This is a genomic window from Sporosarcina sp. Y1011 (assembly GCF_057669885.1).
In genome coordinates this window covers 342,559-367,596 of record NZ_JBYHFP010000002.1, presented here as the reverse complement: position 1 = coordinate 367,596, position 25,038 = coordinate 342,559, and the positions used below count along the sequence as shown (strand labels likewise).

Here is a 25,038-nt window from a genome sequence, read left to right as displayed (position 1 = left end):
GCTGTTTCGGTTAAATCAATTTCTTGAAGTTTAACCGTTTATTCAAAGCCATCATAATCGGAATTCCAATTGCCATGACAACAAATTCACCGATTGCAACTGTTAACCATGTAAGTAGGAAAGGGAGCTCTAATGCTAGGTTTAACTCGAAAGCAATGATGAACATGGTAAAGGTGAAAACAAGTGTGTTGAAGACCAATCGCTTGAAAATGCCAGGTATAAATTTAGCAGAAAATATCGTGATTGAAAGAGCTATAATTGATTGACTTACGCCGAAAAATAGGTCATACATGCCAAGTGGAGAAAACAAGTTTGTGACGAATACTCCGAGTACAATGCCGAAGAAGAACTTCTTATTAAATACCACAAGATGGTTGAACAGCTCGGAGATACGAAATTGGATTGCTGAATAAGCCAGTGGTGCTATTAATAGAGATACGGCTACATATAAAGCGGCAATAATCCCGCTTATGGCCATTGTTTTTATTTTCATTACTTATTTCCTCCTAGTTTTTTAGCGTGGGATGGTTACGAACCACGTGTATGAACAATTTATTATTATAGTGGATAGTTACTAATTACGTCAAGTTGATTTAAAGTGTTGGAACTCTCGAATTACATGGTATCTTCTATATATAAAGGGAAAAGGAGCAGTGGAATCATGTCGCAGCGAATTGCCTACACAGTCGTGTTGTTAGGCGCAATCCTATGGGGAACAACGGGCACTGCACAAACGTTTCTCCCGCAAACCATCCATCCATTGACAGTTGGTGCATCACGGCTTGCGGTGGGTGGTTTTTCATTGTTGATTCTATTACTAATCATGCGAAAAATTAATTTTCGAAATTGGCCGTGGAAAGCTACGATTTACGCGGCTATTTCAATGGCTATTTTCCAGTATCTATTCTTTTCTTCTGTTAGATTAACCGGCGTCGCTATAGGAACAGTCGTTACAATTGGCAGTTCGCCTGTATTTTCTGGAATCATCGAATGGTTGTTGTTAAAACGACGTCCGACACTTATTTGGCTTGCAGCTACCGCGCTTGCGATTGCGGGGTGTGCACTACTATTTTTAAATAAAGACGGTATCGTTGTTAATCCAGTAGGTGTTTCGATGTCGCTTGGGGCAGGACTATTGTTTGCCTTTTATGCACTTGTAAATAAAGAAGTACTTGAAAAAGTGGACGCTGTACCTGCTGTTGCAGTCATCTTTTCAATTAGTGCGTTGTTGCTGATGCCACTTGTGTTTTTATTCGAAACGGATGGTCTGATTTCTGCTCGGGGAATATCTGTGGTACTGTATCTTGGACTAATTACGACAAGTGTAGCGTACATCCTGTTTTCAGCCGGATTAAAAAGAATTCCATCGTCGTCTGCCGTTACTCTATCACTTGCTGAACCGCTTACTGCAGCTGTTTTGAGTGTTATTGTGGTTGGCGAGCATCTCGACGGAACGTCCTGGACGGGCATTGCTATGTTGCTAGGCGGAATCCTCGTATTGACGCTCAGTGGTAGAAAAATGAAGAAGTCAGATAAACCCCTGGTCTCCCATCGATAGTTGGGAAGTCAGGGGTTTTTACCGATATAATCTGTTCTTAAGAAATTCTTCATAATTACAGTAGGTGAATGTTAAGATTTGGCGGTTACAATTGGTATCATAGAGAAAAGCGAGGTGCGGAAGATGGCGAAATTCACAGTGCTTGTAGCGGATGACGATCAGGATATCCGTAACGGGATTGAAATATATTTGAAAAATGAAGGTTATGAGGTACTGAAGGCGGCGGATGGTATAGAGGCACTTGAGCTACTGAAGTCGAATGATGTCCATCTTCTTATTCTCGATATTATGATGCCAAATATGGATGGTATTACTGCGACATTCAAAATTCGGGAAGCGCGCAATATCCCGATTATTATGCTGAGTGCGAAGGTGGAAGACTCTGATAAAATCCATGGACTATCCGTTGGCGCAGATGATTATGTGACGAAACCTTTCCATCCGATGGAGTTGATGGCCCGTGTGAAGTCGCAATTGCGTCGCTATATCCAATTTGGGACATACGATGGTCAGAAAAAAGTAGAAATCGACGGGCTTGTTCTTGATGAAGAAGCAAAGGAAATCACTATTGATGGTGACGTGGTAAAACTGACACCAATTGAATACAAAATCACAGAGTTGCTGATGAAAAATGCGGGGCGTGTATTTTCCATCAATGAAATCTACGAGCGCGTTTGGAATGAAGCAGCGTACAATGCTGAAAATATCGTTGCGGTGCATATACGTAAAATACGCGAAAAAATTGAAGCAGATCCGAAAAATCCGAGATATGTAAAGGTGGTGTGGGGCATTGGTTACAAAATCGAAAAATGACTGGGGTGTAGCTTGGTCAATCATCGCTATTGTCATTGCGGCTTTAAGTATCGGTTACTGTTTCTCCCACATCATTGACCTGGTCGGTAATGGAATGGAACGTTCCGGTAGAGCGATTGCTTACTTCACCCGGATAGTGAAAGGAAATGTATGAATATGAAAAATAAACGAATGCCTCTAGTTGTCTGGTCAATCCTGATCGCCTTGTTTTTAACGGCGCTTGTCTCTATTATAAACACGGGTCCGAGGTTTGTAGGGAATAGCTTTGTAGATACAGATGAATTCAAATCAGAAATGGAAAGTTTTTATGACAGGATTAGTACGACGGTTTTGAATCCGATTGATGTGGAAAAGGAGAAAAAACAAATCAACGTATCAAAGGAGGAAATCGCAGAGCATCGTGAGCGTTACGGCACATTGGCAGAACAAATTGCCAATATTGCAGCCCAATATCAAGACCGAATCGCAGAGGCGACAGCAGCTGGCAATGAAGTGCTGAAAACAGAACTGGTCAAAGAACAAGAATTAAAAACAGATGATATTCGAAAAAACTTCCAAGATGATAAGTATGTAGAGGAAAAAGTCCGTTCTGAAAAAGGAAAGGCACTTGAACAATATGTAAATGATCATATCAATGGTATGGATGGTTATAACTTCTCACACATTGCCTACGAATTGAAAGATGTGGAAACGGGTGAAATGTTTTCGTCTGGAAATGTCAACGTGTCCACTGTCTATCAGAACGTGTTTGATTCCGAGGAAGGGTACTTTGAGGCGAAGTCACTTCGTATAAATACCAATGATTTGTATCAGTACACTAGAAACCATTCTGGAGAATACATCGACAGTAACCCATCAATAATCGAGAATCCTAAACGAGATTTCGAAGGGATTGTCGCCGTTTCAAAAGCGGCATTACTGGAAGGGGTTTACGGTCAACAGGCAATCTGGTTTAACAAATCTAAATACATTGCCTATGGAACTTGGGTTGCGGGGGTAATTGCATTAATCCTACTGTTGACAAAGTTTCGTTTCAATAAGAACTGGGTGAAGGGTAGAAGAGGGGCAGACTGGTATAATCGTATAAAAATCGATGTAAAAGGAGCTCTGTTGGTAATAACATTGCTGATGCTCTATACTCATTTATTAATTGTTGCAGACTTTGTCTATTTTTATGGCCTTGAAAATTTACTAATGTATATAATTTCTTGTCTTTTCCTTGCAATCCTCGTTTTGCTAACAGTGTTTCAGGCGGCTAATTTCATGGAACGACTAAAAGATGAAGAGACGTTGAAGCAAGAAATTAAGGATAGTTATAGTTTGAGATTTATACTTGCGTGGCAAGGAATGTTTTTGAATCGTTCAATTGGTAGACAAATGTTCCTTCTATTAATCGGTTTTTTCCTAGCGGGCATCGGGTTTCTCGGTGTTCTCATGCAACCTATATTAATTATGATTTACATTCCACTTCTATTTTTCGCTGGATTGCCATTCCTCTATATATTCGTGAGAAGAACGGCGTATTTGAATCGTATTATTGTGGCTACTGAAGCGATGGCGAATGGACGTCTTCATGAGGAAATTAAAATCGAAGGGAAATCACCGCTTGCCGATCATGCACGGAATCTCAATAATTTACGCGAAGGTGTCCGGAGTTCCATGACCGAACAAGCGAAGAGTGAACGCCTAAAAACGGAACTTATTACGAACGTTAGTCATGATCTTAGGACACCATTAACATCAATTATAACGTACACGGATCTATTGAAAAAGGCAGATATCACAGCCGAAGAAAGAACAAAGTATATAGATATTTTAGATAGGAAATCACAGCGTTTAAAGACATTGATTGAGGATTTATTTGAAGTTTCGAAAATGGCAAGCGGTAACTTGGAGCTTCACAAACAACGTGTCGATTTGACACAATTGCTTCAGCAAGCACTTGCAGAGCACGAAGAAGAAATTTCGAAATCGGGCCTTGATTTTAGGGTGAACTTACCAGAGTCTACGCTTGTTGCCTATGTCGACGGGAAAAGATGGTGGCGCGTACTGGATAATTTGATTGTCAATGCCATTAAATACACATTGCCGGGTACCCGTGTCTATATTACACTTCGAAAAGTGGGAGATAACGCGGAATTCGTCGTGAAAAATGTGACGAAGTATGAGCTTGGTGAAAACACTGACGAATTGTTTGAACGATTCAAAAGGGCTGATGCATCACGTCAAACGGACGGTTCTGGACTTGGTCTTGCGATTGCACAATCCATCGTCGATTTGCATAATGGGAATATGAAAATTGAAGTAGATGGAGATTTATTCAAAGTAACGGTCGTCGTGGCGGCGGTTTAATAAATAGATAACGAAGTAAGCTGTAAGCAATGCCTTTATTTAAACGAGGCATTGCTTACAGCTTCTTTCTATTGTCAGGATCATTAATTGTGAAAAGGGTTTAAGGTTTTCCTTTAGCAGGAATGATTAACTAAAACAGATGCTACGTCTGGTACTGTAATTTGGGAGATGATTGGTTTGTTTAAAAAAAGATGGCTTGATATTGGTCAGGGTTCCCGGCGTCTGTTATTTCTGATGGGTGCAATAATATTTCTGTTAATTTTCGCAACTGTAGGATTCATGTTTTTCGAAGACCTACCGTTTTTCGATGCATTATGGTTGACAATCATCTCCGTCATGACGATTGGATACGGGGATATTTATCCAGTGACAAATGGAGGTAAAGGATTTGCGCTTTTCCTCGTGCCGGCAGGGGTTGCGATTGTGACATATGGACTTGGTACAGCGGCTACGTACATTATTGAAAAACAATTAGCAGAGAAAGTGTGGGAGAAGCAGATGAATCATGAAATAGGAAAGTTGGAAAATCATATCATTGTGTGTGGATTCGGCCGCGTTGCGCAACAGGTATACAAGCAACTAAAAGAGGAGGAAGGCGAGACGAAAATACTCTACATTCATGACAACGAGGAGGAAATACTTGCAGTTGTCGATCGGGGAACTCTTCGGCTCATTGGTGATCCGACGAATAAGGATATTCTGTTGAAAGCGCGTGTCGATCATGCTAAGGGATTGATTACAGCACTGGAAAGCGATGCGGACAACGTTTTTATAACCTTAACGGCAAAAAGTTTGAATGAGGATATAGAAATCGCAGCACGTGCAGAAAAAGAGGGGTCAGAAGATGTGTTGAAAAGGGCAGGCGCAACCCGGGTCATTAATCCTTCTGTTATCGGAGGGCGCGAGCTAGCCATGTCCGTTATAAAACCGACAGGAATTGACTATATAAATAAGCTTATTCGTTCGGGGAATAAGGACTTTATGGTCGAAGAAATCTTGTTGGATGGACATTCGACGCTTCTTGGACAGACCGTTGATGAGTTGGACATACGGAGAAAGTATGGCGTCACTCTCGTCGCCATAATGCGGGAAAAAGAACTAATCAGTAATCCTGATTTAAAAATGAAGTTTAGCAAGGGAGACATCCTTATTGCGATTGGTGACCGAGACTGTATTGAAAAACTTAAGGACGCGGTAGACTCATCCTTTCAATAGAAATAAATAATATACACTCCAACAAGTAAAACACCGATATCTGCAAACATGTGTATCGTCCAGGAGGGCAAAATGGTTCCGCTTTTTTCATTGGCCAACTGAAAGATCACTCCTCCCAACCAAAGTCCCGCAACGGCTACTACGAGAAGTGCCGGGCTAAACCAAGGTAAAAAAATGGCAATATGGTAAACCGCAAACAGGAAAGATGGAACAAGAAGTCGGATTTTTGAATTGCCCATGAGACTTGGCAACAGGCCGCGGAAGTAAAACTCCTCCAGCATCGAATTACCGAACAAAATATAGAATGCGATGAAAGGGAACACTGTAGCTGTTACACCAGCGTCTTCTAAATCGACAATAAGTTCATTGAGATTAATGAATGGCTTTAATAGGAGAAATGACATGATGATAACGGCCATTATTAAGATTCCCGAAGCGTTTGCGATACCCATACTTTTAGAATCTGTACCGCGTAATCGTAAGAATGGAAATCCAAACTTCCTATATAAAATGAGTGGAATCAGTAGAAATAGAACAACCTTCGCCATCGTTTTCCATATGTATTCAACCTCAAGACTTTGTTCAATCCAGATAAGAATAGCGATGTTGATTAGCGGCATAGCAAAAAAAAGCGATTTCTTCAAAAAATCCCCCCCTGTTTATTGTAAATAAGACGAAATAGTGGGATAATGGTTTCACAGGATTCTGAAAATAGGTTTGCGTCTCTTCAAGGTTATTTAGTGAATGAAGGGCATCATACGTTCAGAAATCCGTAATATATTAATCTTTTCAATGGGTTACCTGAATTACTACTAGCAATACTTGTGTTAACGATTGGCTATTTTTGATAGCGAAAGTTAAAGCAACAAGACTCAAAATAAAAAAATGAGAACCGTGCGAGGGGACGGACGGAAAGCGTATCCCGGTTCCCCGTACGAAGAGGGAGGATTTAAAGTAGATATGACAAAATCAGATGGCAATTATCCAAACAAAGACGATCTAGAACCAAATGTTAAAGGGATGTCTAAATCCGATGAGCTACCGCTTGCGGATCCTTCCGATTCAAATACATCGGAAGTTTTCAGAGAAAATGAACAGGAAGAGACGGGTGAGAACAAACCGTCTGCTTTCGCCGAAAATAAGATAAATAATACGAATACGGGTAATAATAAACCGGTATCGGGCGTAGGTTCTCCTAATGGCGAGGTAGATAAAGAAATAAGTAATTTTGATCAGCATACACACGAAAAATGGAACAAAGAGAAACCGAATGAAGATCCTTTTAAACCATAATTAAGCAGCGGTCACCCCTATATGGAGTGGCCGCTTTGATTTTTCTTGAGGGTACGATAGAGTAGAGGGGGAGAATTAAGAAAGGGATGATTATAATCGAAACATTGAATCAATTGAAATTCAGTCGTATATACACACTTGGCCGTGTAGCCAAAATAAGTGAAAAGGCATGGGACACACAACCTGCAGGATTCAGCAACACGATTCGCTGGAACGCGGGTCATATTTTTGTCTCGATGGAAACGCTTGTTCAAAAAGCAGTGGAGGGCTATGACCTTGTTAATCCGGAATGGATTTCATTTTTTGTATCGGGCTCGACTCCAGAGGGCTGGGAGGGGAACATTCCTTCCATAGAAGAGCTTCTCGTGGCGTTGGAGGAACAACCGGAGCGTATTATAAAAGCACTCGGTGGAAAATTGGATAATTCGTTACAAGAACCGATGTCAATCGGACCTTTGCATACGATGGCAACAGTAGATGCGGTCGCTCAATTTGTAGTTTGGCATGAAGGCATTCACGCTGGTATGATTAACGCGCTGAGCCGCTTGGCAGGGGAATAATGATATAAGTAAGGCAGCCACTTAGAGACGGAGACTATCCGAATCTACATGGCTGCCTTTTTTTATATGCCTGTCGCCTCTGAACAGGCGCACTGCGCTTTTGATATGTCAATTGACTAGTTCGTGTGTGAATGCATAAATGACCGCTTGCGTCCGGTCTTGGACTTCTAGTTTAGATAGCAGGTTGCTGACGTGCGTCTTCACTGTTTTCAGTGCAATAAATAAATCATCAGCGATTTCCTGATTCGTTTTTCCTTTCGCAAGATGCATTAAAATTTCAAGTTCACGCTCCGTTAAGTCATCATGCAGTTGCCGGTCCTTGCCAGCCCGCATTTTTTGCATCATCTTCGTAGTTACTTCAGGCTCCAACACCGTCTGTCCTTTCAAAGTCTCACGAATTGCTCCCGCGATTCGCTTGGCGTTTGAGGTTTTTAATATATAGCTGAGAGCTCCGGCTTCAAGTGCGGGATATACTTTATCATCGTCCAAAAAACTTGTAACAATGACAATCTTCGCTTCAGGCCACTCTTTAATAATCTCCGCGGTTGCTTCTGCACCATTCATTTCAGGCATAACCATATCCATTAAAATGATATCGGGGCGTAGTGCGAGTGCTTTTTCTACTGCTTCTCTCCCGTTTCCCGCTTCACCGATGACTTCCATATCCGGCTGAATCTGCAAATAAGCTGACACACCAATGCGGACCATTTCATGATCATCCACTAATAAGATCTTGATCATTCGATTCATCTCCTCTTCGGGTAGGCAATTTTACTTCAACAATTGTACCTTGGGATGGTACAGAAACAATTTTGCAAGAACCCCCGATTTCAATTGCACGCTCTTTGACATTTTGGAGTCCATAGGAACCGCCTTTTCCATCACTGTCCTTGAACCCAATCCCGTTATCTTGCACGCGGAAGATAGCAAGGCCGTCCCGTTCTACAAATAGTACTTCGACTTCTGTTGCTTGTGCGTGGCGAAGAGTATTGGATAACGTTTCCTGTGCAATTCGGAACAAATGATCTTCCGCCCCTTTCGACAGATTCACTTCTTCTAAACGAAAACGGATATCGAACAGTACTTTCTCTCTGAGTTCAACCAGTAGCTCTTCAAGTCCCTCTGTAAGTGATTTATTATTCAAAGCTGCTGGCCGCAGGTGAAGAAGCAAAGCCCGCATTTCCAGTTGCGCCTGCTGTACAACGCGTTCGACTTGGAGCAAAGGTTTTTGTGCTGATAAGTCGTCGTTGTTTTCTGTGATAGCAGATATTAGCATCGATGCAGCAAATAGTTGTTGGGAAACGGAATCATGCAGTTCACGTGCAAGTCGCTGTCGTTCTTGAATGATGCGCTCTTGGATAAGTTTGTCTTGCGCTTCTGCTCGTTCATCAATAATCCGCTGTAAACCTTTTCGCTGCGTTTGAATGACATTTGACACTGAACCAATTGCTCGGTCCATGCGTGGAGAAAGTTTCTCTTTTAAAATGACATCTTTTTCAGCATCAATTAATCCAGTTAATCTCTGCTCGATTGCTTTCTCTTTTGAACTTCCTAAAGTACCACTCCATAGGGCTATTCCCCAAGCAAGCACAAAAATCGTATTTAAAACCCACCAACCAAGCGGAACCTCCGCAAATTGCAACTCGAAAAAGGCGAACCAACTTTCCTCCAAAGGTAGGCCAAGAAGGAAGTAGACATACACCGCTGCAATGGTGAGAAGTAGAAGTGATAGCATAATACCGCGTCCGATGACTGCTCTCATTTTCTAGTCACCTCAACATCCCCGGCCCAAGTGGAAAGTGTAATGATGAGTTCAGGAGAATCAGGCATTTTGCCTTCATAACTGTCTTTCATATGAAGCGTTTCATTGATAAGTCGTTTTCGATGGATGCCAAAAATTCTGGCGTCTCCAATTAATGTCGTGTAATGAATACGAACGGGGATTTCATAAGGTAACTCGATTTTGATTTTTCCAAATCCCTGTCTCACTGATATTAAGGAAGTTCCTTTTGGTAGTACTGTATCTGTCACATCAATGTGAATATCGCTAAAGAATCCCTGAACGTGAATATCCTCCCATTCATAAGACGAAAACGGGGAGGATTGGACAGAAAATAATTTGTTTTTCCAAATGCCGTTCGGAGTTTCCTGTTGGATTTCTTTTAACGGCCGCATGATTTCTTCAGACGGTACGCCTTTCCATAACTTTACAAGGATATAGACGAGACCACCAAAAATGAGCAATCGTAAGCTCCACAATGTGAAAAGCGCGACCGCGATGAAGAAAAGTCCAATGAAAAAGAAAGGTTTTGAGCGCTTCTTCGATCCGTAATAAATAAATCCGGCACCAAGAAGGGCGAACACGATATTACCGTTATGAAAGAATACCGATTCGACAAATATGAGCAGCAGAAAGGTAAATCCCCAAAATGTAATTTTGCTCGTATTCGTACGATCCATTTTTTGCTCCTCCTTCTTGAGGTCAGATTTTTTGAAAAAAGGAAAAGGAAGGTGGGCAACTATTGCCATTTCCTGAAAACACCCTCCTCCTACAGTCTAGTTTACACAACTTCCGTATCTTTTGCGGAACTTTTCTCTAATGATTGAAGTCGGCGGTCCATTGAAGACGTTTCGAATTCACGTTCAATCTTCCCACCAAGGTTTTCAATATACTTTTTCATCTCGCCAACTGTACCGATATTACTGTCTGCATTTTTCGGAGAAATAACTTCGTCCATGCGGTGATGGGCGCGCGTTACGTTTTCTTTGCCCATCAATTGTAGCTGACGCACTTTCATATCTTTTACTTTATGTTTCATCTCTTCGAATTTGCGCTCTAAAGAGATTAATTCGTAAGCTGTCTCCATAACACTTTCAGATAGTTCTGCAGCACGTGTATCGTACGCGGAAATTTCTTCTTCGGCGAATGCGATTAGGTCTTGTTCACCAGCAACTATTGCAAGTTCAAGCTGACTCCGACGTTTGTCCGCCATTTTTTCTGCTTCTGACAATTCTTTTTGTAATTCATTTTGCAATGTGCTTTGTCGTTCAAGTAATTTCCCGATTGAATCAGTCTGTTTTTCAGCCTCACGAATATATTGGTTCAACATTGCGATTGGGTTCTTCGTTTCCTTTTTGTCGAATAGAGTATGGAGATCTGCTTGTAACGAGTATTTAAATCTATTCCAAAGTGAGTTCATTGATAGTTCCTCCTCTTATTTTGTGATGTCATTCCATTGGCGTTCAAAGTTTACAAAGGGATCGTTTGAAACATTACTGATGACATTGTTGTTTTCCGAGCCTTTCCATTTACGCCAAGCATACCAAACACCGAGAATTGCGAGAATTCCGATGAACGCTGGTACATTCGCTATAGCGCTTAACAAGGCGAGAATGAGTACGCCGCCCCAGAAAAATTTCGAGATTGTAGAATTACTTTTTCTGAAATAATGGAACCCTGCATATGCAATCAATGCAGAAAAGGCCAGTGCAAGAAGTGATCCAAGATTCACAAGGACGATGATTGCTGCCGTAATACCAAGTACTGCAAAACCAAGTTTCTTCATGTGTTGTTCCTCCTTTCGTTTGTAGCTTAATCTTATAACGATTTTACACTTGTCCAAACAGGCGCTGTACGGATTTGCAACTCGGTCTTAAGGCTGAGTTGATTTACTATAGCTATGGAAAATAGTAGGGATTTCATGTAAACTATTGTTATGAGAATAATCTATGAATTTAGTAAACTGTCGAAATAACAGTTGCGTGTAGAAACTAAAAATGGAGTGTCATTGTAAAGTCGCTTATCTGAGAGGGGTGATAGGGGAATGAGAGAAGTTGTTATTATTGAAGGGGTACGGACCGCGATTGGTAGAAGAAAGGGAAGTTTTGAAAATTATAGACCAGATGACCTCGCAGCGATAGTGCTTGAGGAGCTTGTCAAGCGTGCCGGAATTGATAAAGGCGCAATTGAAGACGTTATTTTAGGATGTGTGACGCAGGCAGGAGAGCAGGGCGGTAACATTGCTAGAACTGCAGCACTTATCGCTGGATTTCCTGTTCATGTACCTGGAGTAACAATCGATCGACAATGCGGTTCAAGTCAGCAAGCTGTGCATTTTGCGTCACAAGCCATTCTTTCGGGAGATATGGATATTGTCATTGCAGGCGGCGTGGAGAGTATGACGCGCGCGCCCATGAAGTCCAACATGGGAGAATCAAAACCAAGTCCAAAACTCATAGAAAAACATGAAATTATTAATCAAGGACTATCGGCGGAACGAATCGCTAAAAAATGGAATTTATCACGCGAGGAACTTGACCGCTTTTCATTCGAAAGCCACCAAAGGGCAATTCGGGCAATCGATGGAGGGAAGTTTGAAGAAGAAATCGTCTCTGTTGAAATCAAGAGAGATGATGGTACAACTGAAATGTTTTCTAAAGATGAAGGGCCTCGTCCCGAATCGACAACGAAAGTGCTGGCTGGGTTACGAACAGTCTTTGATGAAAATGGCGTAATCACTGCGGGTAATGCTAGTCAAATGAGTGACGGCGCATCGGCGGTACTTCTAATGTCACAGGAGAAAGCGAATGAGCTTGGACTCAAACCGATTGCCCGCATTGTTGCGCGTTCTGTTGTAGGGTCTGATCCCACGTTAATGCTGACAGGGCCTATAGAAGCGACCCGGATAGTATTAGAAAAAGCGGGTCTTTCAATAGAAGATATGGATATGTATGAAGTGAACGAAGCATTTGCACCAGTTCCACTAGCTTGGCTGAAAGAAACCGGGGGAAATCCTAAGAAATTGAATCCGAACGGCGGTGCCATTGCACTTGGCCATCCACTTGGCGCGACTGGAACGAAATTGCTTATATCAATGATCCATGAACTAAAACGGACAGAAGGTCGATACGGATTGCTCGCGGTTTGCGAAGGAATGGGTATGGCTAACGCTACAATTATCGAACGCATTTAAGAGGGAGGAATGAAGTTCAATTCCTCCCTCTTAAAGCCTCCGGCGGATGTCAAAGATTTTGAAGGGAGTTAATTGAGCAAGCTCAATTCAAAATCTTGACGCAATCACACCGAGGCGTGATTGAAAAGGGGATTCAGGGATGGAAATGGAGCAGGTTGTCGCAATCGTAACAGGCGGAGCATCAGGTCTTGGGGAGGCCACTGTAAGAAGGATAATCGATGCCGGCGGAAAAGCAGCTATTTTCGATATGAATGAAGAGCGTGGATTGGCACTTGCAAATGAGTTTGGGGAAAAAAATGTTGTATTCTTGAAAACGGATGTGGCAAGTGCGGAAGAAGTGGAGGCGAATGTAGCCTCCGTCAAAGGGACTTTCGGGAAGGTAACTGCCGTAGTCAATTGCGCAGGCATTGCGACACCAGGTAAAGTCGTATCGCGAGGTACTCCGATGGGGCTTGAACAATTTGAACAAGTGATACGGGTTAACTTGATAGGGACCTTTAACGTGATTCGTGTGGCAGCGGCTGCTATGCAAGAGAACGAACCAAACGAAGAAGGAGAGCGCGGAGTTATTGTAAATACAGCCTCCGTTGCTGCGTTCGAAGGGCAAATTGGACAGAGTGCATACAGTGCATCAAAAGGCGGTGTCGTTGGGATGACATTACCGATTGCGCGTGAACTTGCGGCATTCGGGATTCGTGTGATGACAATTGCGCCGGGTCTTGTAGAAACACCGCTGTTTGACGGATTACCTGAAGCTGCGCGTTTATCACTTGCTTCAATGGTGCCGTTTCCGAAACGACTTGGCCGGCCGAACGAATATGCAATGCTTGTTGAAAGCATTTTCACGAATACGATGCTAAACGGTGAAGTCATCCGATTAGACGGGGCGATCCGGATGCAACCGAAGTGATTTGGAAGTCGAAAGTTAAAGATATATCATCGACGAGCGCTGATAGATAACATATATCTTTTTGGAACTCATGGAAAAAAAGGGGGTTTAACCAGTGGGGAAATACAGATTTGAAACAGATGAGCATGACATGTTTCGGGATTCGCTTCGAAAGTTTCTTCAGAAAGAAGCAGTTCCGAATTATGACTTATGGGAAAAAGAGCGGCTTGTTCCGATTGCATTTTGGAAAAAACTTGGACAAATGGGCTTTCTTTGTCCGCAAGTTGAAGAACAGTACGGCGGGCTCGGACTTGATTTTAGCTATGGTGTCATCATCGGAGAAGAACTCGAACGCGTAGGAGGGGGTCTTACCGGAGTGGGTTTACACAATGACATCGTCGTTCCTTATATCGAATCGTTTGGTACGACAGAGCAAAAAGCACGCTGGCTGCCGGGTTGTATAAGCGCAGACATTATTACGGCGATTGCCATGACTGAGCCAGGAACAGGATCAGACTTAGCCAATATCCAGACGACAGCCATAAAAGACGGTGATCACTATGTCGTCAACGGTCAAAAAACATTCATTACGAACGGAATTAATGGGAACCTCATACTTGTCGCTGTGAAAACTGACTTGAAAGCCGAGCCGAAACACCGGGGAGTTAGTTTACTTGTCATTGAAGAGGGAACAGCTGGTTTCACGAGAGGACGTAAGCTTGATAAAGTCGGTTTGCATTCCCAAGATACAGCGGAGCTATTTTTTGAAGATTGCCGTGTACCTGTATCGAATTTAGTTGGTGAGGAAGGAAAAGGGTTCAGTTACATGATGGAAAAACTTCAGCAAGAGCGGCTTGTTGTCGCGATTGCTGCGCAAATTGCATCAGAAGACATGTTGGAAATGACATTAGACTATGTAAAGTCACGGAAAGCATTTGGCAAACCAATTGGATCATTTCAAAATACACAGTTTAAACTAGCAGAAATCGCAACGAAAGTGGAAATTGGCAAGTCTTTTGTCGAATCCCTAATCGAGGATCATCTTGCCGGTAAAGATGTCGTCACAAAAGTATCGATGGCCAAATATTGGCTTACCGATACAGCGCGTGAAATTTCGGCGGAATGCATGCAGCTGCACGGCGGATATGGCTATATGGAGGAATATAAAATTGCGAGACGGTACCGGGACATCCCAGTCGCATCGATTTACGCAGGGACGAATGAAATCATGAAGGTCATCATCGCAAAAAATATGGGATTGTAGGAAATGAGTATGTTAAAAGGTATAAATGTGCTGGATGTCACATATTATCTTCCGGGACCGTATGCTGCGATGCGTCTTGCATATATGGGAGCCCATGTCATTAAAGTAGAACCTCCGGGCGGCGATCCAGCGAAAAACATGAGTGGCGGCATCGTCCATCAAGCAAACAATATAGGGAAAGAATTCGTCACCCTTGATTTGAAAACCGTAGAAGGTAAAGCATCGTTGATAGAACTTATCAAAAAATCGGACGTGCTGTTGGAATCGTTCAGACCAGGTGTGATGAAACGTCTTGGATTTGATTATGACACTGTAAAAGCATTGAAACCGGATATTATTTATTGTTCGATGACGGGGTATGGTCAATCAGGGCTTCTAACTGAAGTAGGGAGTCATGATATTAATTATTTGGCGATGTCGGGAATTCTTTCCCAACTTACTAATCAGGAAGGAAATCCAATTCATCCTCAAAATACACTTGCAGATTATTGCGGTGCGGTTGCAGTTTCAGAAGGTATTCTCGCGGCACTAGTACAGAAGTTTAGTACAGGAGAAGGTGCATTCGTCGACATTGCAATTACTGAGGTATTGGCTGATTTTCAAGGGACGCATCTGGCATACAATGAAAAAGGTATTTCAGATAGAGGTATTCCAGAGATCGATGGTACGTCCATTTGTTACGGATTGTATCAGACAAAAGATGGTCGTCACGTTGCGCTTGGGGCTCTTGAGCCAAAGTTTTGGGACAACTTCTGTGAATTTGCAAAACATCCTGAGTGGAAACACTATGCATTCTATGCCACAGGCACTCTCGAACATTTAGAAGTAAGCGCTTACATCGAGACGATGACATGGAGTGAATGGCTCGCTATTTCACTGAGAACTGATTTTTGTTTGACACCTGTAATGCGGGTCTCCGATTTATCCGAACACCCCTATTGGCAGGCGAAAGGGATAAGGCAAAAAAGTGAAAATCATTAATTCCAACTGAAAAGGAGATGGATGATTTATGATGCAAACACCACTTTTATTATCGTCATTTGTTAAACGGGCTGAACAGTATTTTCCTGACAAATTAATCATTTCGAGGACAGCAGAAAATACAATTCATCGGATACCATACAGAGATTTCGCAAAACGGTTACGGCAACTTGCGGATGCGCTTACGAAACTTGGGATGAAACATGGAACAAAAGTAGGTTCGTTCGGCTGGAACCATCATCGCCACCTAGAGGCTTACTTCGGGGTACCGTGTACAGGTGCGATTCTTCATATGATTAATATCCGTTTGTCTCCTGAACATATTGCGTATGTGATTAACCATGCGGAAGATGAAATATTGCTTGTCGATGATAATTTATTCCCGCACCTATCGCAACTGGCACCTATGTTAAAGACCGTGAAACATTACGTCATTATGGGGGATAGTAAAGAAATTCCAGAAACATCGCTTAAAAATGTACATTCATACGAAGCTTTGCTTGAAGCTGCGTCAGATGACTACGTATTCCCAGAGGATCTGGATGAAAATACGCCGGCGGGCATGTGTTACACATCCGCAACAACTGGAAATCCAAAAGGAGTCGTTTATACACACCGTGGGCTTGTGCTGCACAGTTATGCACTGGGGCTGGCTGATTCGATGGGTATAGGAGAACGGGATGTTGCTATGCCAATCGTTCCGATGTTCCACGCGAATGCTTGGGGAATGCCTTTTGCAGCCGTCTTCTTTGGCACTACACAAGTTTTAACCGGTCCTGGCTTCAATCCAGCGCTCATCCTTGATTTAATAGAGCAGGAAAAAATAACGCTTACTGCAGGTGTGCCAACAATTTGGCTGGCAGTATTGAAAGAACTTGAGCAAAATCCACGGGATATCTCGTCATTGCGTGCTATTGTCAGCGGCGGATCGGCTTCGCCAAAAGGTTTGATTCGTGCATTCGAAGAGAAACACGGTGTTCCATTTATTGTTGGCTATGGTTTAACAGAAACGACGCCGCTTGTTAGTTTGTCAGTTTTTACATCGAAAATGGATAATTTAACAATGGATGAGAGAATTGAAATGCGGGCACTCCAAGGGTTAACAATGCCGGGACTCGAGGTTCGGATTGTTAAAGAGGGTAAAGAAGTGGCTTGGGATGGCAAAACAATGGGCGAATTAACGATCAAAGGTCCTTGGGTTGCGAGTGAGTACTATAAAGATGGTGGAACTGCTATAGCCTTTCAAGACGGATGGTTCCATACTGGAGACATCGCAGTAATCACAGAAGACGGTTACCTCAAGTTGGTGGATCGCACGGCTGACTTGATTAAAAGTGGTGGTGAATGGATTTCATCCGTTGATCTTGAAAACGCGCTGATGACCCATGAAGCTGTATTCGAGGCGGCGGTGATTGCGGTGCCACACGAAAAATGGTTGGAGCGTCCGCTTGCTTGTGTTGTTCTACATGAGGGACAAAAAGCAGACGAAGAAATGAAGAAGCGATTACTAAGCTATCTTGAAAATCAATTTGCAAAATGGTGGGTTCCGGACGACGTTATTTTCATGAATGAGATACCGAAAACATCTGTAGGTAAGTTCTTGAAAAGAGCTTTGCGTGACCAATTGACTGTGAATCTCGAAGAAGAATGAATGTGGGCCATCCGGTAAATATCGGATGGCTATATTTTTGTTGACATGGTCAGTGTGGATAACTTTTTCCGAAAGTAAAGATTTAATCAAATAGTTCTGTGGATAAGAAATAATTTTCTGAAATTATCAACAATTTCATTAAGTTATCCACTTCAAATGAGGATAACTTAATAAAAAACAAAGATATCCACATTTTAAAAGTATGTTTTTAAAATCAAAGCATAAAATAGGAGATATTCAAATTAGGGAGCAGTGACGTGTTTAAATCAGGAACTTTGGGCATTAGATGAAGAACTTCTGAAATTGAGTAGCGAAATTATTTCAATCAAACGATCTATCAATGGTAAAAGAAAGTCCATAAAATAATTCGTTGATACCGTTAAAATCGAATGCAGAAAAAATGAACTCATAATTGTACCTCTTCTTGCGTAAAATACATTACAGAAAACGAAACTTCTAGTCGTGCTGAATCGTCCTTTCTGCTGTCGAACTCTATTTGCATAGAGGGCCCATATTTAGTAAAGTAATAGATGGCGGTGGAGCAGCATGGAAAATTGGATTACTGAATTTATGAGCCAGTTTGGTTATTTTGGCGTGTTTTTATTAATTATGATTGAGAATATCTTCCCACCTATACCATCTGAAGTTATTTTAACGTTTGGTGGTTTCATGACGACGTATTCAGATATGACGCAGGTGGGTGTCATCATTACCGCGACAGTTGGATCGGTTGTCGGCGCGATGATTTTGTATAGTATCGGGTCATTTCTCGATGTGCCACGTCTTGAGAAGATTGTCGATCGATGGGGATCTATTTTGCGTCTTACTCGAAAAGACATTCACAGGGCGGACGCATGGTTCGACAAATACGGTCCTTGGACAGTACTGCTTTGTCGTCTTGTCCCACTGATTCGGAGCCTTATTTCGATTCCGGCAGGTATGTCGGGTATGAATTTCCCACTATTCATTCTGCTAACAACAATCGGCAGCTTGATTTGGAATGCAACACTCGTTTCCATCGGCGCGGCAGTCGGTGATAATTGGGAGTCAATCGTCCACTATATGGATATTTATTCGAACGTGGCGTATGTATTAATAGGAATTGGCGGTATAGCGGTATGTATTTGGTACATTCGCTACCGTAGAAAGAGAGTGTAACTAACCTATGGAATTATTTGATTTGATCAAAGCGTTAATACTTGGATTCGTTGAAGGGATGACGGAGTTTGCACCGGTGTCATCGACAGGTCACTTGATTATTGTCGATGATATGTGGCTGAAAACAACTGAGTTTTTGGGTGATCGTTCGGCATTCACATTTAAGATAGTTATTCAATTGGGTTCAATCTTAGCCGTTGTTATCGTTTTCAGGAAGCGCCTATTCAGCTTGGTGGGTCTCTATAAAATTGAAGGTCAAAAAATGAATTCTAGCTTCAACTTAGCACACGTCATTGTTGGCATGTTGCCAGCAGTTATTGTTGGATTTGCACTCAAAGATTATATAGATTTAAAGCTATCGGGTGTTGAAACGGTTATTTTTGCGCTAGTCGCCGGTTCAATTCTTATGATTGTCGCGGATAAATTCGGACCGAAAAAACCGTGGGTGAACACATTGGATCAGATAACATACAAGCAGGCATTCACGGTTGGTCTTGTTCAGTGTCTGTCCCTATGGCCAGGATTTTCGCGCTCGGGCGCAACGATTTCGGGTGGCGTGTTGTTCGGCATGAACCATAAGACAGCAGCTGATTTTACATTCATCATGGCGGTTCCTATCATGATGGGCGCGAGTCTGGTGTCCATATTGAAAAACTGGGAGCATTTATCAGTTGATGATTTGTCGTTTTACATCGTTGGTTTCATCAGTGCATTTGTTTTCGCACTAATCTCGATTCGCTTCTTCTTGAAGCTTATCTCACGCGTTAAGCTAGTACCTTTCGCTATCTACCGACTTGTATTGGCGGCAGTGTTAGCATTTATTGTGTTTTTATAAGAAATTGAAACGACTCCTGCACATTATTGCGCAGGAGTCGTTTTGCGTTTTTGTTAACAATGTCTGTCTTAATCAGTTAAAATGGGATTAGATGTTATTAAGCAAATAGACTCCTTTACAATTCCGAAAAGACTAATCGAAAACGGTATTGTTGCTGCTGTTCCTGTAAGAACCTCATCGAATATGGAGCAGGATATATTCGTATTACTTATACCTACGTACTACTTGTCCTTGAAACGAAACTGAATCTTTCAGAGAGACTTTTATCATAACTGTACTATATTTCACTTATGGGAGGTTTTAGAATGGAACACCGACTTTGGGATACACCTTCTACTCTTCGCGAATTGTTGTGTGAACTCGTTAGCTGGGATAGCCGTACGTTAACAGAGGGAGAGACTACATTTGCTCCGAAGTTAGTGTCGAAATTAAATGAACTGGAGTACTTTCAAGATAATCCAGACAAGATAGCCCTTCACGATGCGGGCCTTGGTCGTCAAAATGTTACTGCTTTGTACAAACATCCTAAGGCGACTGAAACAATAGTTCTTCTAAGCCACTTCGATACCGTCTGGACGGAAGAATATGGTGTGTTGGAACCTTTTGCGATTTATCCCGAGATGCTGACAAAAATGCTATCAGAGCCTAAGCATAATGCGGATCTTCCGGAAATTGTCCGCGATGATCTGAAGACGGGGAAATATCTATTCGGTCGCGGTACGATGGATATGAAAATGGGACTAGCGCTTCATATGCAGCTTATCGAAAAAGCGAGTGTAGAACAATGGCCGATTAATTTGTTAGTAACGACTGTTGCTGATGAAGAAGTGAACTCAGCGGGCATGCGTTCCGCTGTCAAAGAACTTGTCCGCATTCGTGAGGAACAAGGCTTAACCTATAAACTGTTTTTAAACAGTGAACCATCATTCTCACAGAGTCCGACGGATATCGAAGAATATATTTACTCAGGAACAATCGGTAAAATTATGCCGGCTGCCTTATTTTATGGAAAAGAGACACATGTCGGAGAGCCGCTAAAAGGGATAACCGCGAACTATATTGCATCATTTCTTACACAGCGCATGGAGTGGAACGAATTGTTCCGTGAAACGGATCTTGGAGAAACTACACCGCTACCGGTTTCATTGCAACAAAAGGATTTGAAATTGCAATATTCAACGCAAACGCCTTATCGTGCAGTTGCGCTTTACAATGTCTTTTTGTTTAAGCGCACGGCCACTGAAGTAATGGAGCTGTTTGAGCAAGTGGCATCTGAAGCGATGGATGCTTGCAATGACGGATATAAGTTTATTTGTAATCGTGAGCAAGTGACGGGTGTCGGGGAAGTGAAAGTGTTGCGCTACGAGCAGCTGCTAGACTATGCGGTTCAAAAGTTAGGGTTTGAAGAAATCGAACGCTTGAAGCAAGAAGCGCTCGATAACGCCGATTGGGATGACCGTGAAAAGTCACTGCGCATCGTCGATAATCTTATGATCCAATGTCAGGAACTTGCACCAGCAACTGTGCTTCTTTACGCACCGCCTTATTACCCTGCGGTAAACTCGTCGAATGATCCGCTTGTAAAACAATCAATTGAATTAATGAAAGAGACTGCTGGGAAATTAGGTAATAAAATTGGTCAAATGCATTACTTCAATGGTATCTGTGACTTGAGCTATGTCAACTACGATGACATAGAAAACGGCTGGAGTGCATTTGAAAGCAACACACCAGTATGGGGTGATACGTACAGCATTCCCTTTACTGAGATGGCTCAATTGAAAGCACCCGTGCTGAACGTAGGGCCATTCGGGAAAGATGCTCACCAACGGACTGAACGATTACACATAGACAGTGCTTTTGTCGAAATGCCTGTTATGTTAGAAACCCTTGTAAAGAGTATGTGTATCGTCGAAGGCGAATTGGACGCTGTCTAATGATTATGGAAAGCGGAGACACTCGGAATTGGCGAGAGTCTCCGCTTTTTGAGTAAGTCTGTTAAAATGAAAGGAAAACGGTAGGTGGGCTAAATGACTGAGCAGATTTTGATTATCGAGGACGAAGAAAACATCGCACGCGTCCTACAGTTGGAACTCGAGTTCGAAGGGTATGGGACAGGTATTGCGCATACAGGACCAGACGGGCTTATTAAGTACCGCGAACAACAGTGGGATCTTGTTCTACTAGACCTCATGTTACCTGGATTGAATGGACTTGACGTGTTACGGAGGATCCGCGCTACGGAGACAGACACGCCTGTCATATTGCTGACAGCGAAAAACGACGTTAAGGATAAGGTAGCGGGTCTTGACCTTGGCGCAAATGACTATGTGACGAAACCTTTCGAAATCGATGAATTGCTCGCAAGGATTCGGTCGGCGCTCAGATTCTCGAAACCTGCAGAACTCTTAGTGAAGGAAGACGAATACCTTCTAGAGTTCTCTGGTTTGTCACTTCACGAACAAACACGTGAAGTGAAACGAAACGGCCGTTCCATCGAATTGACACCACGGGAGTACGATCTTCTACTTCATCTCCTAAAGCACCCAAACCAAGTACTGTCACGCGAACAGTTGCTGGATGCTGTTTGGGGATACGATTATTACGGTGAAACAAATGTCGTCGATGTCTATATTCGATATGTCCGAAAAAAAATTGAAATAGGAGAAAAAAGCACACTTATCCAAACGGTACGGGGTGTTGGTTATGTTTTAAAGGAGCAGGTCAATGAAGCTTAAAACGAAAATCCACCTTTTATCCACATTGCTGATGCTCGTCATCTTAACGTTGACAAACATAGGTGTTTATTTTGTGTATGAAAAAATGGCGTTTGACACGGAATATAGTCAGCTGAAGGCCCAATCTGTAGACCTTATTGGTTCTCTTAGCCTGATGACCGGACAAAACGATCCAGCTACGGTGCTCCATACCTACAGGCCGCCGAATGGTGCAGTCCGTATTTTGGATCCAGCGGGTAAGGTGAAAGTGGAGTCCTCATCGGCGGAAGGGATTAAGAGTTACCAACCTGAAATAAAGCCCGGCGAACGCTACTCAATCGGTGAATTTGATAATACACCGATACTTACAATGCGTGAGCCAGTCATTTGGACAGACGGAAAAGTGGTTGAACTGCAAATGATTCAACTGCTTAGCGATGTAAAATATAATTTAAGTCTGCTCAAGTTGATTCTCCTCGGAGTGACCTTTATCGCGATGATTCCGATCACGCTTTCGAGTGCTGCGCTTGGGCGTATCGTGATACAGCCCATTGATAATCTTATTAAAACAATGTCGCAAAGCCGGCAAACAGGTACATATGAAAAAATTGAGGTATCGGCTGAAGGAAAAGATGAAATGGCGCAGATGGGTCATGAATTTAATGACATGATGGAGCAACTTGAAGGCAACTACAAAAAGCAGGAGCAATTCGTTTCCAATGCATCGCATGAATTAAAAACGCCACTCACCGTTATAGAAAGCTATGCACGACTCCTATCACGCCGTGGGTTTGATGACCGTTCGGTAGCGGAAGAGGCAGTTGGGGCAATTCTCAGCGAATCTATTCGGATGAAGGACATGATTGAGCAGATGCTTCAACTGGCAAGAAGCCATGAACAATCCGAATTTAACTTTGCGGAAACTGATATTCATGCGTTAGTCAACAAGACCTTGCAGCCAATGCGCCATGCATATGCGAGGGACTTTATCATGGAAGGGAACGGTTCTTCGGTCGCAGTGACAGATGATGAAAAGCTCAGGCAGCTCTTATATATTCTTCTCGACAACGCACGGAAATACAGTGAACGAGAAATCAAAACAACGATTACTGAAACTGAAACTGCTATTTCCATCACTGTCATTGATTATGGAAATGGTATTTCCGAGGAAGCTCTCCCGCATCTTTTCGATCGTTTCTATCGGGTTCATGAAGACCGAAACCGAAAAACTGGTGGAACCGGACTCGGACTGGCAATCGCCAAAGAACTTGCAGATGGTCTTGGTGCAGAACTGAAAGTTGAGAGCATCGTTGGAATGGGAACGACCTTTCGAATCACCATTCCCAAAAAACGGATTCTCACCGATTTTTAATGTTCTCGTCGTATGATAAACGAGAGGAGGCAACTAGTATGCACTTTTTGAAAAAGCCTTGGTTCATTCCCATCTTGTTAACCTTAGTCATTCTAATGGCGGGCGGATTATATATAGGAAGTTTAATTACCAAGAAAGAACCGATAGCGGCTGATGATATCCGAATTCATCTTGAGAGCATGTATGGTGGAACTGTCGAACAGATTGCCATTGACGGTGGTGTATATAAAGCGGAAATGAACCGAATCGGAGCGTCTTATACAGCTGAAATCGACGCAACGACGGGAAGTGTTATTTCACTCCTTCAGAATTCTGAAATGAAGGAAGAGATTCCGCAAGTGATTTCTGAGACTGAGGTGGAGGAAATTATTGCAGGGAGCTATGACGGGGAAGTTGAACGGATTTCATTGAATACAAGCTCTGAAGCTCCGGTTTACGACGTGAAGCTGTCGAAGGACCCGAAGTTTACAAAAGTGACAATCGACGCAATCACTGGTAAAACAATCTCAGAAGTTGTAAAGAAAACGACAGGAGAAAATGCACTTATTACAAATGAGCAGGCGATTGCAATTGTGCGTGGACAACTTAAAGGTGAAATAGATGATGTATCGTATGAGAAATCGGACGAAGGTGGCTTTTATCTAATCGAAATCGAAGCAACTGACGGTCGGGATGGCACTTTCCAAGTTCATGCCATTTCCGGAAAAATAATGTCCGTCACATGGGATGATTGACTCTCATCATATTCTAATAATCCTCACAATGTCTTCTCATCTTCGTCGAGTAATATGAAGGTAATAACAAAAGGAGGAGATACAAGATGAAGAAATGGTTAGCTATTCCGGCTTTGGCCGGTGCACTAGTACTAGTCGTAGGTGGAGTTGCAATGGCAGGAAACCCGGGAGAAGGTTTGAAGGTCGTATCGAAAGATTTATTGTCGGTTGCGGAAGCAGAATCGATTGCGGTGAAATCAGTTGGCGGTAAAGTGACAGAAGTAGAATTGGATCGTGAAAAGTCAAGGGCTATCTACGAAGTCGAGGTAAGATCGAACGGTATTGAATATGATCTTGATATCGATGCAAAAACAGGTAAAGTTTTGCGTACAGAAAAAGATGATTATGATAATGACGACTTTGATGACGATGATTATGACAATAATGTCAGCGGTTCTGATAGTAAATTCATAACAGAAAAAGCTGCTATCGAAATTGCGATGAAACAAGCAAAAGGGACAGTAACAGAAATTGAACTGGATGAAGATGATGATCGTGTCATCTATGAAATCGAAATTGAAGATGGCAAATATGACTATGATTTCGACATCGATGCAATTTCAGGTGAAGTACTGAAGTTTGAAAAAGACCGCGATGACGATTGAAGTAAAAAGGGCTGTTCTTGAACAGCCCT

General features: G+C 42.5%; 26 protein-coding genes and 1 riboswitch. Of the genes, 19 read left to right on the top strand and 7 right to left on the bottom strand.

What is annotated here, in order from left to right; translation table 11 throughout:
- Positions 1 to 10 precede the first annotated feature (10 nt).
- On the bottom strand, positions 11 to 493 hold the full coding sequence (locus tag AC25Y5_RS04000; RefSeq protein WP_488139202.1) for a QueT transporter family protein: 483 nt from the start codon (positions 491 to 493) through the stop codon (positions 11 to 13).
- A gap of 7 nt (positions 494 to 500) precedes the next feature.
- A riboswitch (PreQ1 riboswitch) is annotated at positions 501 to 545 on the bottom strand.
- Between the two features lie 116 nt (positions 546 to 661).
- Between AC25Y5_RS04000 and AC25Y5_RS03995 the strand changes: the two genes are divergently transcribed.
- The 5 genes from AC25Y5_RS03995 (at position 662) to AC25Y5_RS03975 (ending at position 5,938) form a co-directional block, all read left to right on the top strand.
- The gene (locus tag AC25Y5_RS03995; protein ID WP_488139201.1) at positions 662 to 1,558 is read left to right on the top strand and encodes a DMT family transporter; all 897 of its coding nucleotides are present in this window, start codon (positions 662 to 664) and stop codon (positions 1,556 to 1,558) included.
- A 123-nt stretch (positions 1,559 to 1,681) separates the two neighbouring features.
- The gene (locus AC25Y5_RS03990) at positions 1,682 to 2,371 is read left to right on the top strand and encodes a response regulator transcription factor (RefSeq protein WP_488139200.1); all 690 of its coding nucleotides are present in this window, start codon (positions 1,682 to 1,684) and stop codon (positions 2,369 to 2,371) included.
- Complete coding sequence (locus tag AC25Y5_RS03985; protein WP_488139199.1) at positions 2,349 to 2,525, top strand: hypothetical protein; 177 nt, start codon at positions 2,349 to 2,351, stop codon at positions 2,523 to 2,525. The genes AC25Y5_RS03990 and AC25Y5_RS03985 overlap by 23 nt, the downstream gene beginning before the upstream one ends.
- Positions 2,526 to 2,527: 2 nt before the next feature.
- Complete coding sequence (locus tag AC25Y5_RS03980; protein ID WP_488139198.1) at positions 2,528 to 4,723, top strand: sensor histidine kinase; 2,196 nt, start codon at positions 2,528 to 2,530, stop codon at positions 4,721 to 4,723.
- 177 nt (positions 4,724 to 4,900) lie between these two features.
- On the top strand, positions 4,901 to 5,938 hold the full coding sequence (locus tag AC25Y5_RS03975; RefSeq protein ID WP_488139197.1) for a potassium channel family protein: 1,038 nt from the start codon (positions 4,901 to 4,903) through the stop codon (positions 5,936 to 5,938).
- On the opposite strand, the gene AC25Y5_RS03970 is transcribed toward AC25Y5_RS03975, so the two are convergent.
- Positions 5,932 to 6,582: a CPBP family intramembrane glutamic endopeptidase gene (locus AC25Y5_RS03970; RefSeq protein ID WP_488139196.1), complete on the bottom strand. Its 651-nt coding sequence runs from the start codon at positions 6,580 to 6,582 to the stop codon at positions 5,932 to 5,934. The genes AC25Y5_RS03975 and AC25Y5_RS03970 overlap by 7 nt on opposite strands.
- A gap of 316 nt (positions 6,583 to 6,898) precedes the next feature.
- On the opposite strand from AC25Y5_RS03970, the gene AC25Y5_RS03965 reads away from it, so the two are divergent.
- Both AC25Y5_RS03965 and AC25Y5_RS03960 read left to right on the top strand, forming a co-directional pair.
- Entirely contained in the window at positions 6,899 to 7,231 is a 333-nt protein-coding gene (locus tag AC25Y5_RS03965) for a hypothetical protein (protein WP_488139195.1), read from the top strand.
- Between the two features lie 86 nt (positions 7,232 to 7,317).
- Complete coding sequence (locus AC25Y5_RS03960; protein WP_488139194.1) at positions 7,318 to 7,791, top strand: DinB family protein; 474 nt, start codon at positions 7,318 to 7,320, stop codon at positions 7,789 to 7,791.
- A gap of 108 nt (positions 7,792 to 7,899) precedes the next feature.
- On the opposite strand, the gene AC25Y5_RS03955 is transcribed toward AC25Y5_RS03960, so the two are convergent.
- From AC25Y5_RS03955 to AC25Y5_RS03935, 5 genes are all read right to left on the bottom strand, one after another.
- Positions 7,900 to 8,532, bottom strand: a complete 633-nt coding sequence (locus tag AC25Y5_RS03955) for a response regulator (RefSeq protein ID WP_488139193.1) — start codon at positions 8,530 to 8,532, stop codon at positions 7,900 to 7,902.
- Positions 8,507 to 9,553, bottom strand: coding sequence for a sensor histidine kinase (locus AC25Y5_RS03950; protein WP_488139192.1), 1,047 nt, complete (start codon positions 9,551 to 9,553; stop codon positions 8,507 to 8,509). Before AC25Y5_RS03950 ends, AC25Y5_RS03955 begins: the two co-directional genes overlap by 26 nt.
- The gene (gene liaF, locus AC25Y5_RS03945; protein ID WP_488139191.1) at positions 9,550 to 10,251 is read right to left on the bottom strand and encodes a cell wall-active antibiotics response protein LiaF; all 702 of its coding nucleotides are present in this window, start codon (positions 10,249 to 10,251) and stop codon (positions 9,550 to 9,552) included. The genes AC25Y5_RS03950 and liaF overlap by 4 nt, the downstream gene beginning before the upstream one ends.
- A 101-nt stretch (positions 10,252 to 10,352) precedes the next feature.
- Positions 10,353 to 10,991 carry a PspA/IM30 family protein gene (locus AC25Y5_RS03940; protein ID WP_488139190.1) on the bottom strand — a complete coding sequence of 213 codons (639 nt, stop codon included), beginning with the start codon at positions 10,989 to 10,991 and terminating at the stop codon, positions 10,353 to 10,355.
- Positions 10,992 to 11,006: 15 nt separating this feature from the next.
- Positions 11,007 to 11,357, bottom strand: coding sequence for a lmo0954 family membrane protein (locus AC25Y5_RS03935; RefSeq protein WP_482106051.1), 351 nt, complete (start codon positions 11,355 to 11,357; stop codon positions 11,007 to 11,009).
- Between the two features lie 258 nt (positions 11,358 to 11,615).
- On the opposite strand from AC25Y5_RS03935, the gene AC25Y5_RS03930 reads away from it, so the two are divergent.
- From AC25Y5_RS03930 to AC25Y5_RS03875, 12 genes are all read left to right on the top strand, one after another.
- Positions 11,616 to 12,764 (top strand): thiolase family protein, encoded by a 1,149-nt coding sequence (locus AC25Y5_RS03930; RefSeq protein WP_488139189.1) that lies wholly within the window; start codon positions 11,616 to 11,618, stop codon positions 12,762 to 12,764.
- 139 nt (positions 12,765 to 12,903) lie between these two features.
- On the top strand, positions 12,904 to 13,674 hold the full coding sequence (locus AC25Y5_RS03925) for a 3-hydroxyacyl-CoA dehydrogenase (protein WP_488139188.1): 771 nt from the start codon (positions 12,904 to 12,906) through the stop codon (positions 13,672 to 13,674).
- Positions 13,675 to 13,768: 94 nt separating this feature from the next.
- A complete protein-coding gene (locus AC25Y5_RS03920) occupies positions 13,769 to 14,917 on the top strand; it encodes an acyl-CoA dehydrogenase family protein (RefSeq protein ID WP_488139187.1) in 1,149 nt (382 codons plus the stop codon).
- A gap of 3 nt (positions 14,918 to 14,920) precedes the next feature.
- Positions 14,921 to 15,898 carry a CaiB/BaiF CoA transferase family protein gene (locus AC25Y5_RS03915; protein WP_488139186.1) on the top strand — a complete coding sequence of 326 codons (978 nt, stop codon included), beginning with the start codon at positions 14,921 to 14,923 and terminating at the stop codon, positions 15,896 to 15,898.
- A 28-nt stretch (positions 15,899 to 15,926) separates the two neighbouring features.
- Complete coding sequence (locus tag AC25Y5_RS03910) at positions 15,927 to 17,549, top strand: long-chain fatty acid--CoA ligase (protein WP_488139185.1); 1,623 nt, start codon at positions 15,927 to 15,929, stop codon at positions 17,547 to 17,549.
- Between the two features lie 546 nt (positions 17,550 to 18,095).
- On the top strand, positions 18,096 to 18,707 hold the full coding sequence (locus tag AC25Y5_RS03905) for a DedA family protein (protein ID WP_488139184.1): 612 nt from the start codon (positions 18,096 to 18,098) through the stop codon (positions 18,705 to 18,707).
- A gap of 7 nt (positions 18,708 to 18,714) precedes the next feature.
- On the top strand, positions 18,715 to 19,542 hold the full coding sequence (locus AC25Y5_RS03900) for an undecaprenyl-diphosphate phosphatase (protein WP_488139183.1): 828 nt from the start codon (positions 18,715 to 18,717) through the stop codon (positions 19,540 to 19,542).
- Between the two features lie 305 nt (positions 19,543 to 19,847).
- Entirely contained in the window at positions 19,848 to 21,479 is a 1,632-nt protein-coding gene (locus tag AC25Y5_RS03895; RefSeq protein ID WP_488139182.1) for a M20/M25/M40 family metallo-hydrolase, read from the top strand.
- 93 nt (positions 21,480 to 21,572) lie between these two features.
- Complete coding sequence (locus AC25Y5_RS03890; RefSeq protein ID WP_482101268.1) at positions 21,573 to 22,280, top strand: response regulator transcription factor; 708 nt, start codon at positions 21,573 to 21,575, stop codon at positions 22,278 to 22,280.
- Entirely contained in the window at positions 22,270 to 23,631 is a 1,362-nt protein-coding gene (locus AC25Y5_RS03885) for a sensor histidine kinase (protein WP_488139181.1), read from the top strand. The genes AC25Y5_RS03890 and AC25Y5_RS03885 overlap by 11 nt, the downstream gene beginning before the upstream one ends.
- A gap of 38 nt (positions 23,632 to 23,669) precedes the next feature.
- Positions 23,670 to 24,365, top strand: coding sequence for a PepSY domain-containing protein (locus AC25Y5_RS03880; RefSeq protein ID WP_488139180.1), 696 nt, complete (start codon positions 23,670 to 23,672; stop codon positions 24,363 to 24,365).
- A gap of 86 nt (positions 24,366 to 24,451) precedes the next feature.
- Entirely contained in the window at positions 24,452 to 25,009 is a 558-nt protein-coding gene (locus AC25Y5_RS03875; RefSeq protein WP_488139179.1) for a PepSY domain-containing protein, read from the top strand.
- The last annotated feature ends 29 nt before the right edge of the window (positions 25,010 to 25,038 follow it).

Bases quoted from the DNA above. Each gene is read 5' to 3' on its own strand.
- AC25Y5_RS04000 (WP_488139202.1), bottom strand. From the start codon at position 493: ATGAAAATAAAAACAATGGCCATAAGCGGGATTATTGCCGCTTTATAT.
- AC25Y5_RS03995 (WP_488139201.1), top strand. From the start codon at position 662: ATGTCGCAGCGAATTGCCTACACAGTCGTGTTGTTAGGCGCAATCCTA.
- AC25Y5_RS03990 (WP_488139200.1), top strand. From the start codon at position 1,682: ATGGCGAAATTCACAGTGCTTGTAGCGGATGACGATCAGGATATCCGT.
- AC25Y5_RS03980 (WP_488139198.1), top strand. From the start codon at position 2,528: ATGAAAAATAAACGAATGCCTCTAGTTGTCTGGTCAATCCTGATCGCC.
- AC25Y5_RS03965 (WP_488139195.1), top strand. From the start codon at position 6,899: ATGACAAAATCAGATGGCAATTATCCAAACAAAGACGATCTAGAACCA.
- AC25Y5_RS03960 (WP_488139194.1), top strand. From the start codon at position 7,318: ATGATTATAATCGAAACATTGAATCAATTGAAATTCAGTCGTATATAC.
- AC25Y5_RS03955 (WP_488139193.1), bottom strand. From the start codon at position 8,532: ATGATCAAGATCTTATTAGTGGATGATCATGAAATGGTCCGCATTGGT.
- AC25Y5_RS03950 (WP_488139192.1), bottom strand. From the start codon at position 9,553: ATGAGAGCAGTCATCGGACGCGGTATTATGCTATCACTTCTACTTCTC.
- liaF (WP_488139191.1), bottom strand. From the start codon at position 10,251: ATGGATCGTACGAATACGAGCAAAATTACATTTTGGGGATTTACCTTT.
- AC25Y5_RS03940 (WP_488139190.1), bottom strand. From the start codon at position 10,991: ATGAACTCACTTTGGAATAGATTTAAATACTCGTTACAAGCAGATCTC.
- AC25Y5_RS03935 (WP_482106051.1), bottom strand. From the start codon at position 11,357: ATGAAGAAACTTGGTTTTGCAGTACTTGGTATTACGGCAGCAATCATC.
- AC25Y5_RS03930 (WP_488139189.1), top strand. From the start codon at position 11,616: ATGAGAGAAGTTGTTATTATTGAAGGGGTACGGACCGCGATTGGTAGA.
- AC25Y5_RS03925 (WP_488139188.1), top strand. From the start codon at position 12,904: ATGGAAATGGAGCAGGTTGTCGCAATCGTAACAGGCGGAGCATCAGGT.
- AC25Y5_RS03915 (WP_488139186.1), top strand. From the start codon at position 14,921: ATGAGTATGTTAAAAGGTATAAATGTGCTGGATGTCACATATTATCTT.
- AC25Y5_RS03910 (WP_488139185.1), top strand. From the start codon at position 15,927: ATGATGCAAACACCACTTTTATTATCGTCATTTGTTAAACGGGCTGAA.
- AC25Y5_RS03905 (WP_488139184.1), top strand. From the start codon at position 18,096: ATGGAAAATTGGATTACTGAATTTATGAGCCAGTTTGGTTATTTTGGC.
- AC25Y5_RS03900 (WP_488139183.1), top strand. From the start codon at position 18,715: ATGGAATTATTTGATTTGATCAAAGCGTTAATACTTGGATTCGTTGAA.
- AC25Y5_RS03895 (WP_488139182.1), top strand. From the start codon at position 19,848: ATGGAACACCGACTTTGGGATACACCTTCTACTCTTCGCGAATTGTTG.
- AC25Y5_RS03890 (WP_482101268.1), top strand. From the start codon at position 21,573: ATGACTGAGCAGATTTTGATTATCGAGGACGAAGAAAACATCGCACGC.
- AC25Y5_RS03885 (WP_488139181.1), top strand. From the start codon at position 22,270: ATGAAGCTTAAAACGAAAATCCACCTTTTATCCACATTGCTGATGCTC.
- AC25Y5_RS03880 (WP_488139180.1), top strand. From the start codon at position 23,670: ATGCACTTTTTGAAAAAGCCTTGGTTCATTCCCATCTTGTTAACCTTA.
- AC25Y5_RS03875 (WP_488139179.1), top strand. From the start codon at position 24,452: ATGAAGAAATGGTTAGCTATTCCGGCTTTGGCCGGTGCACTAGTACTA.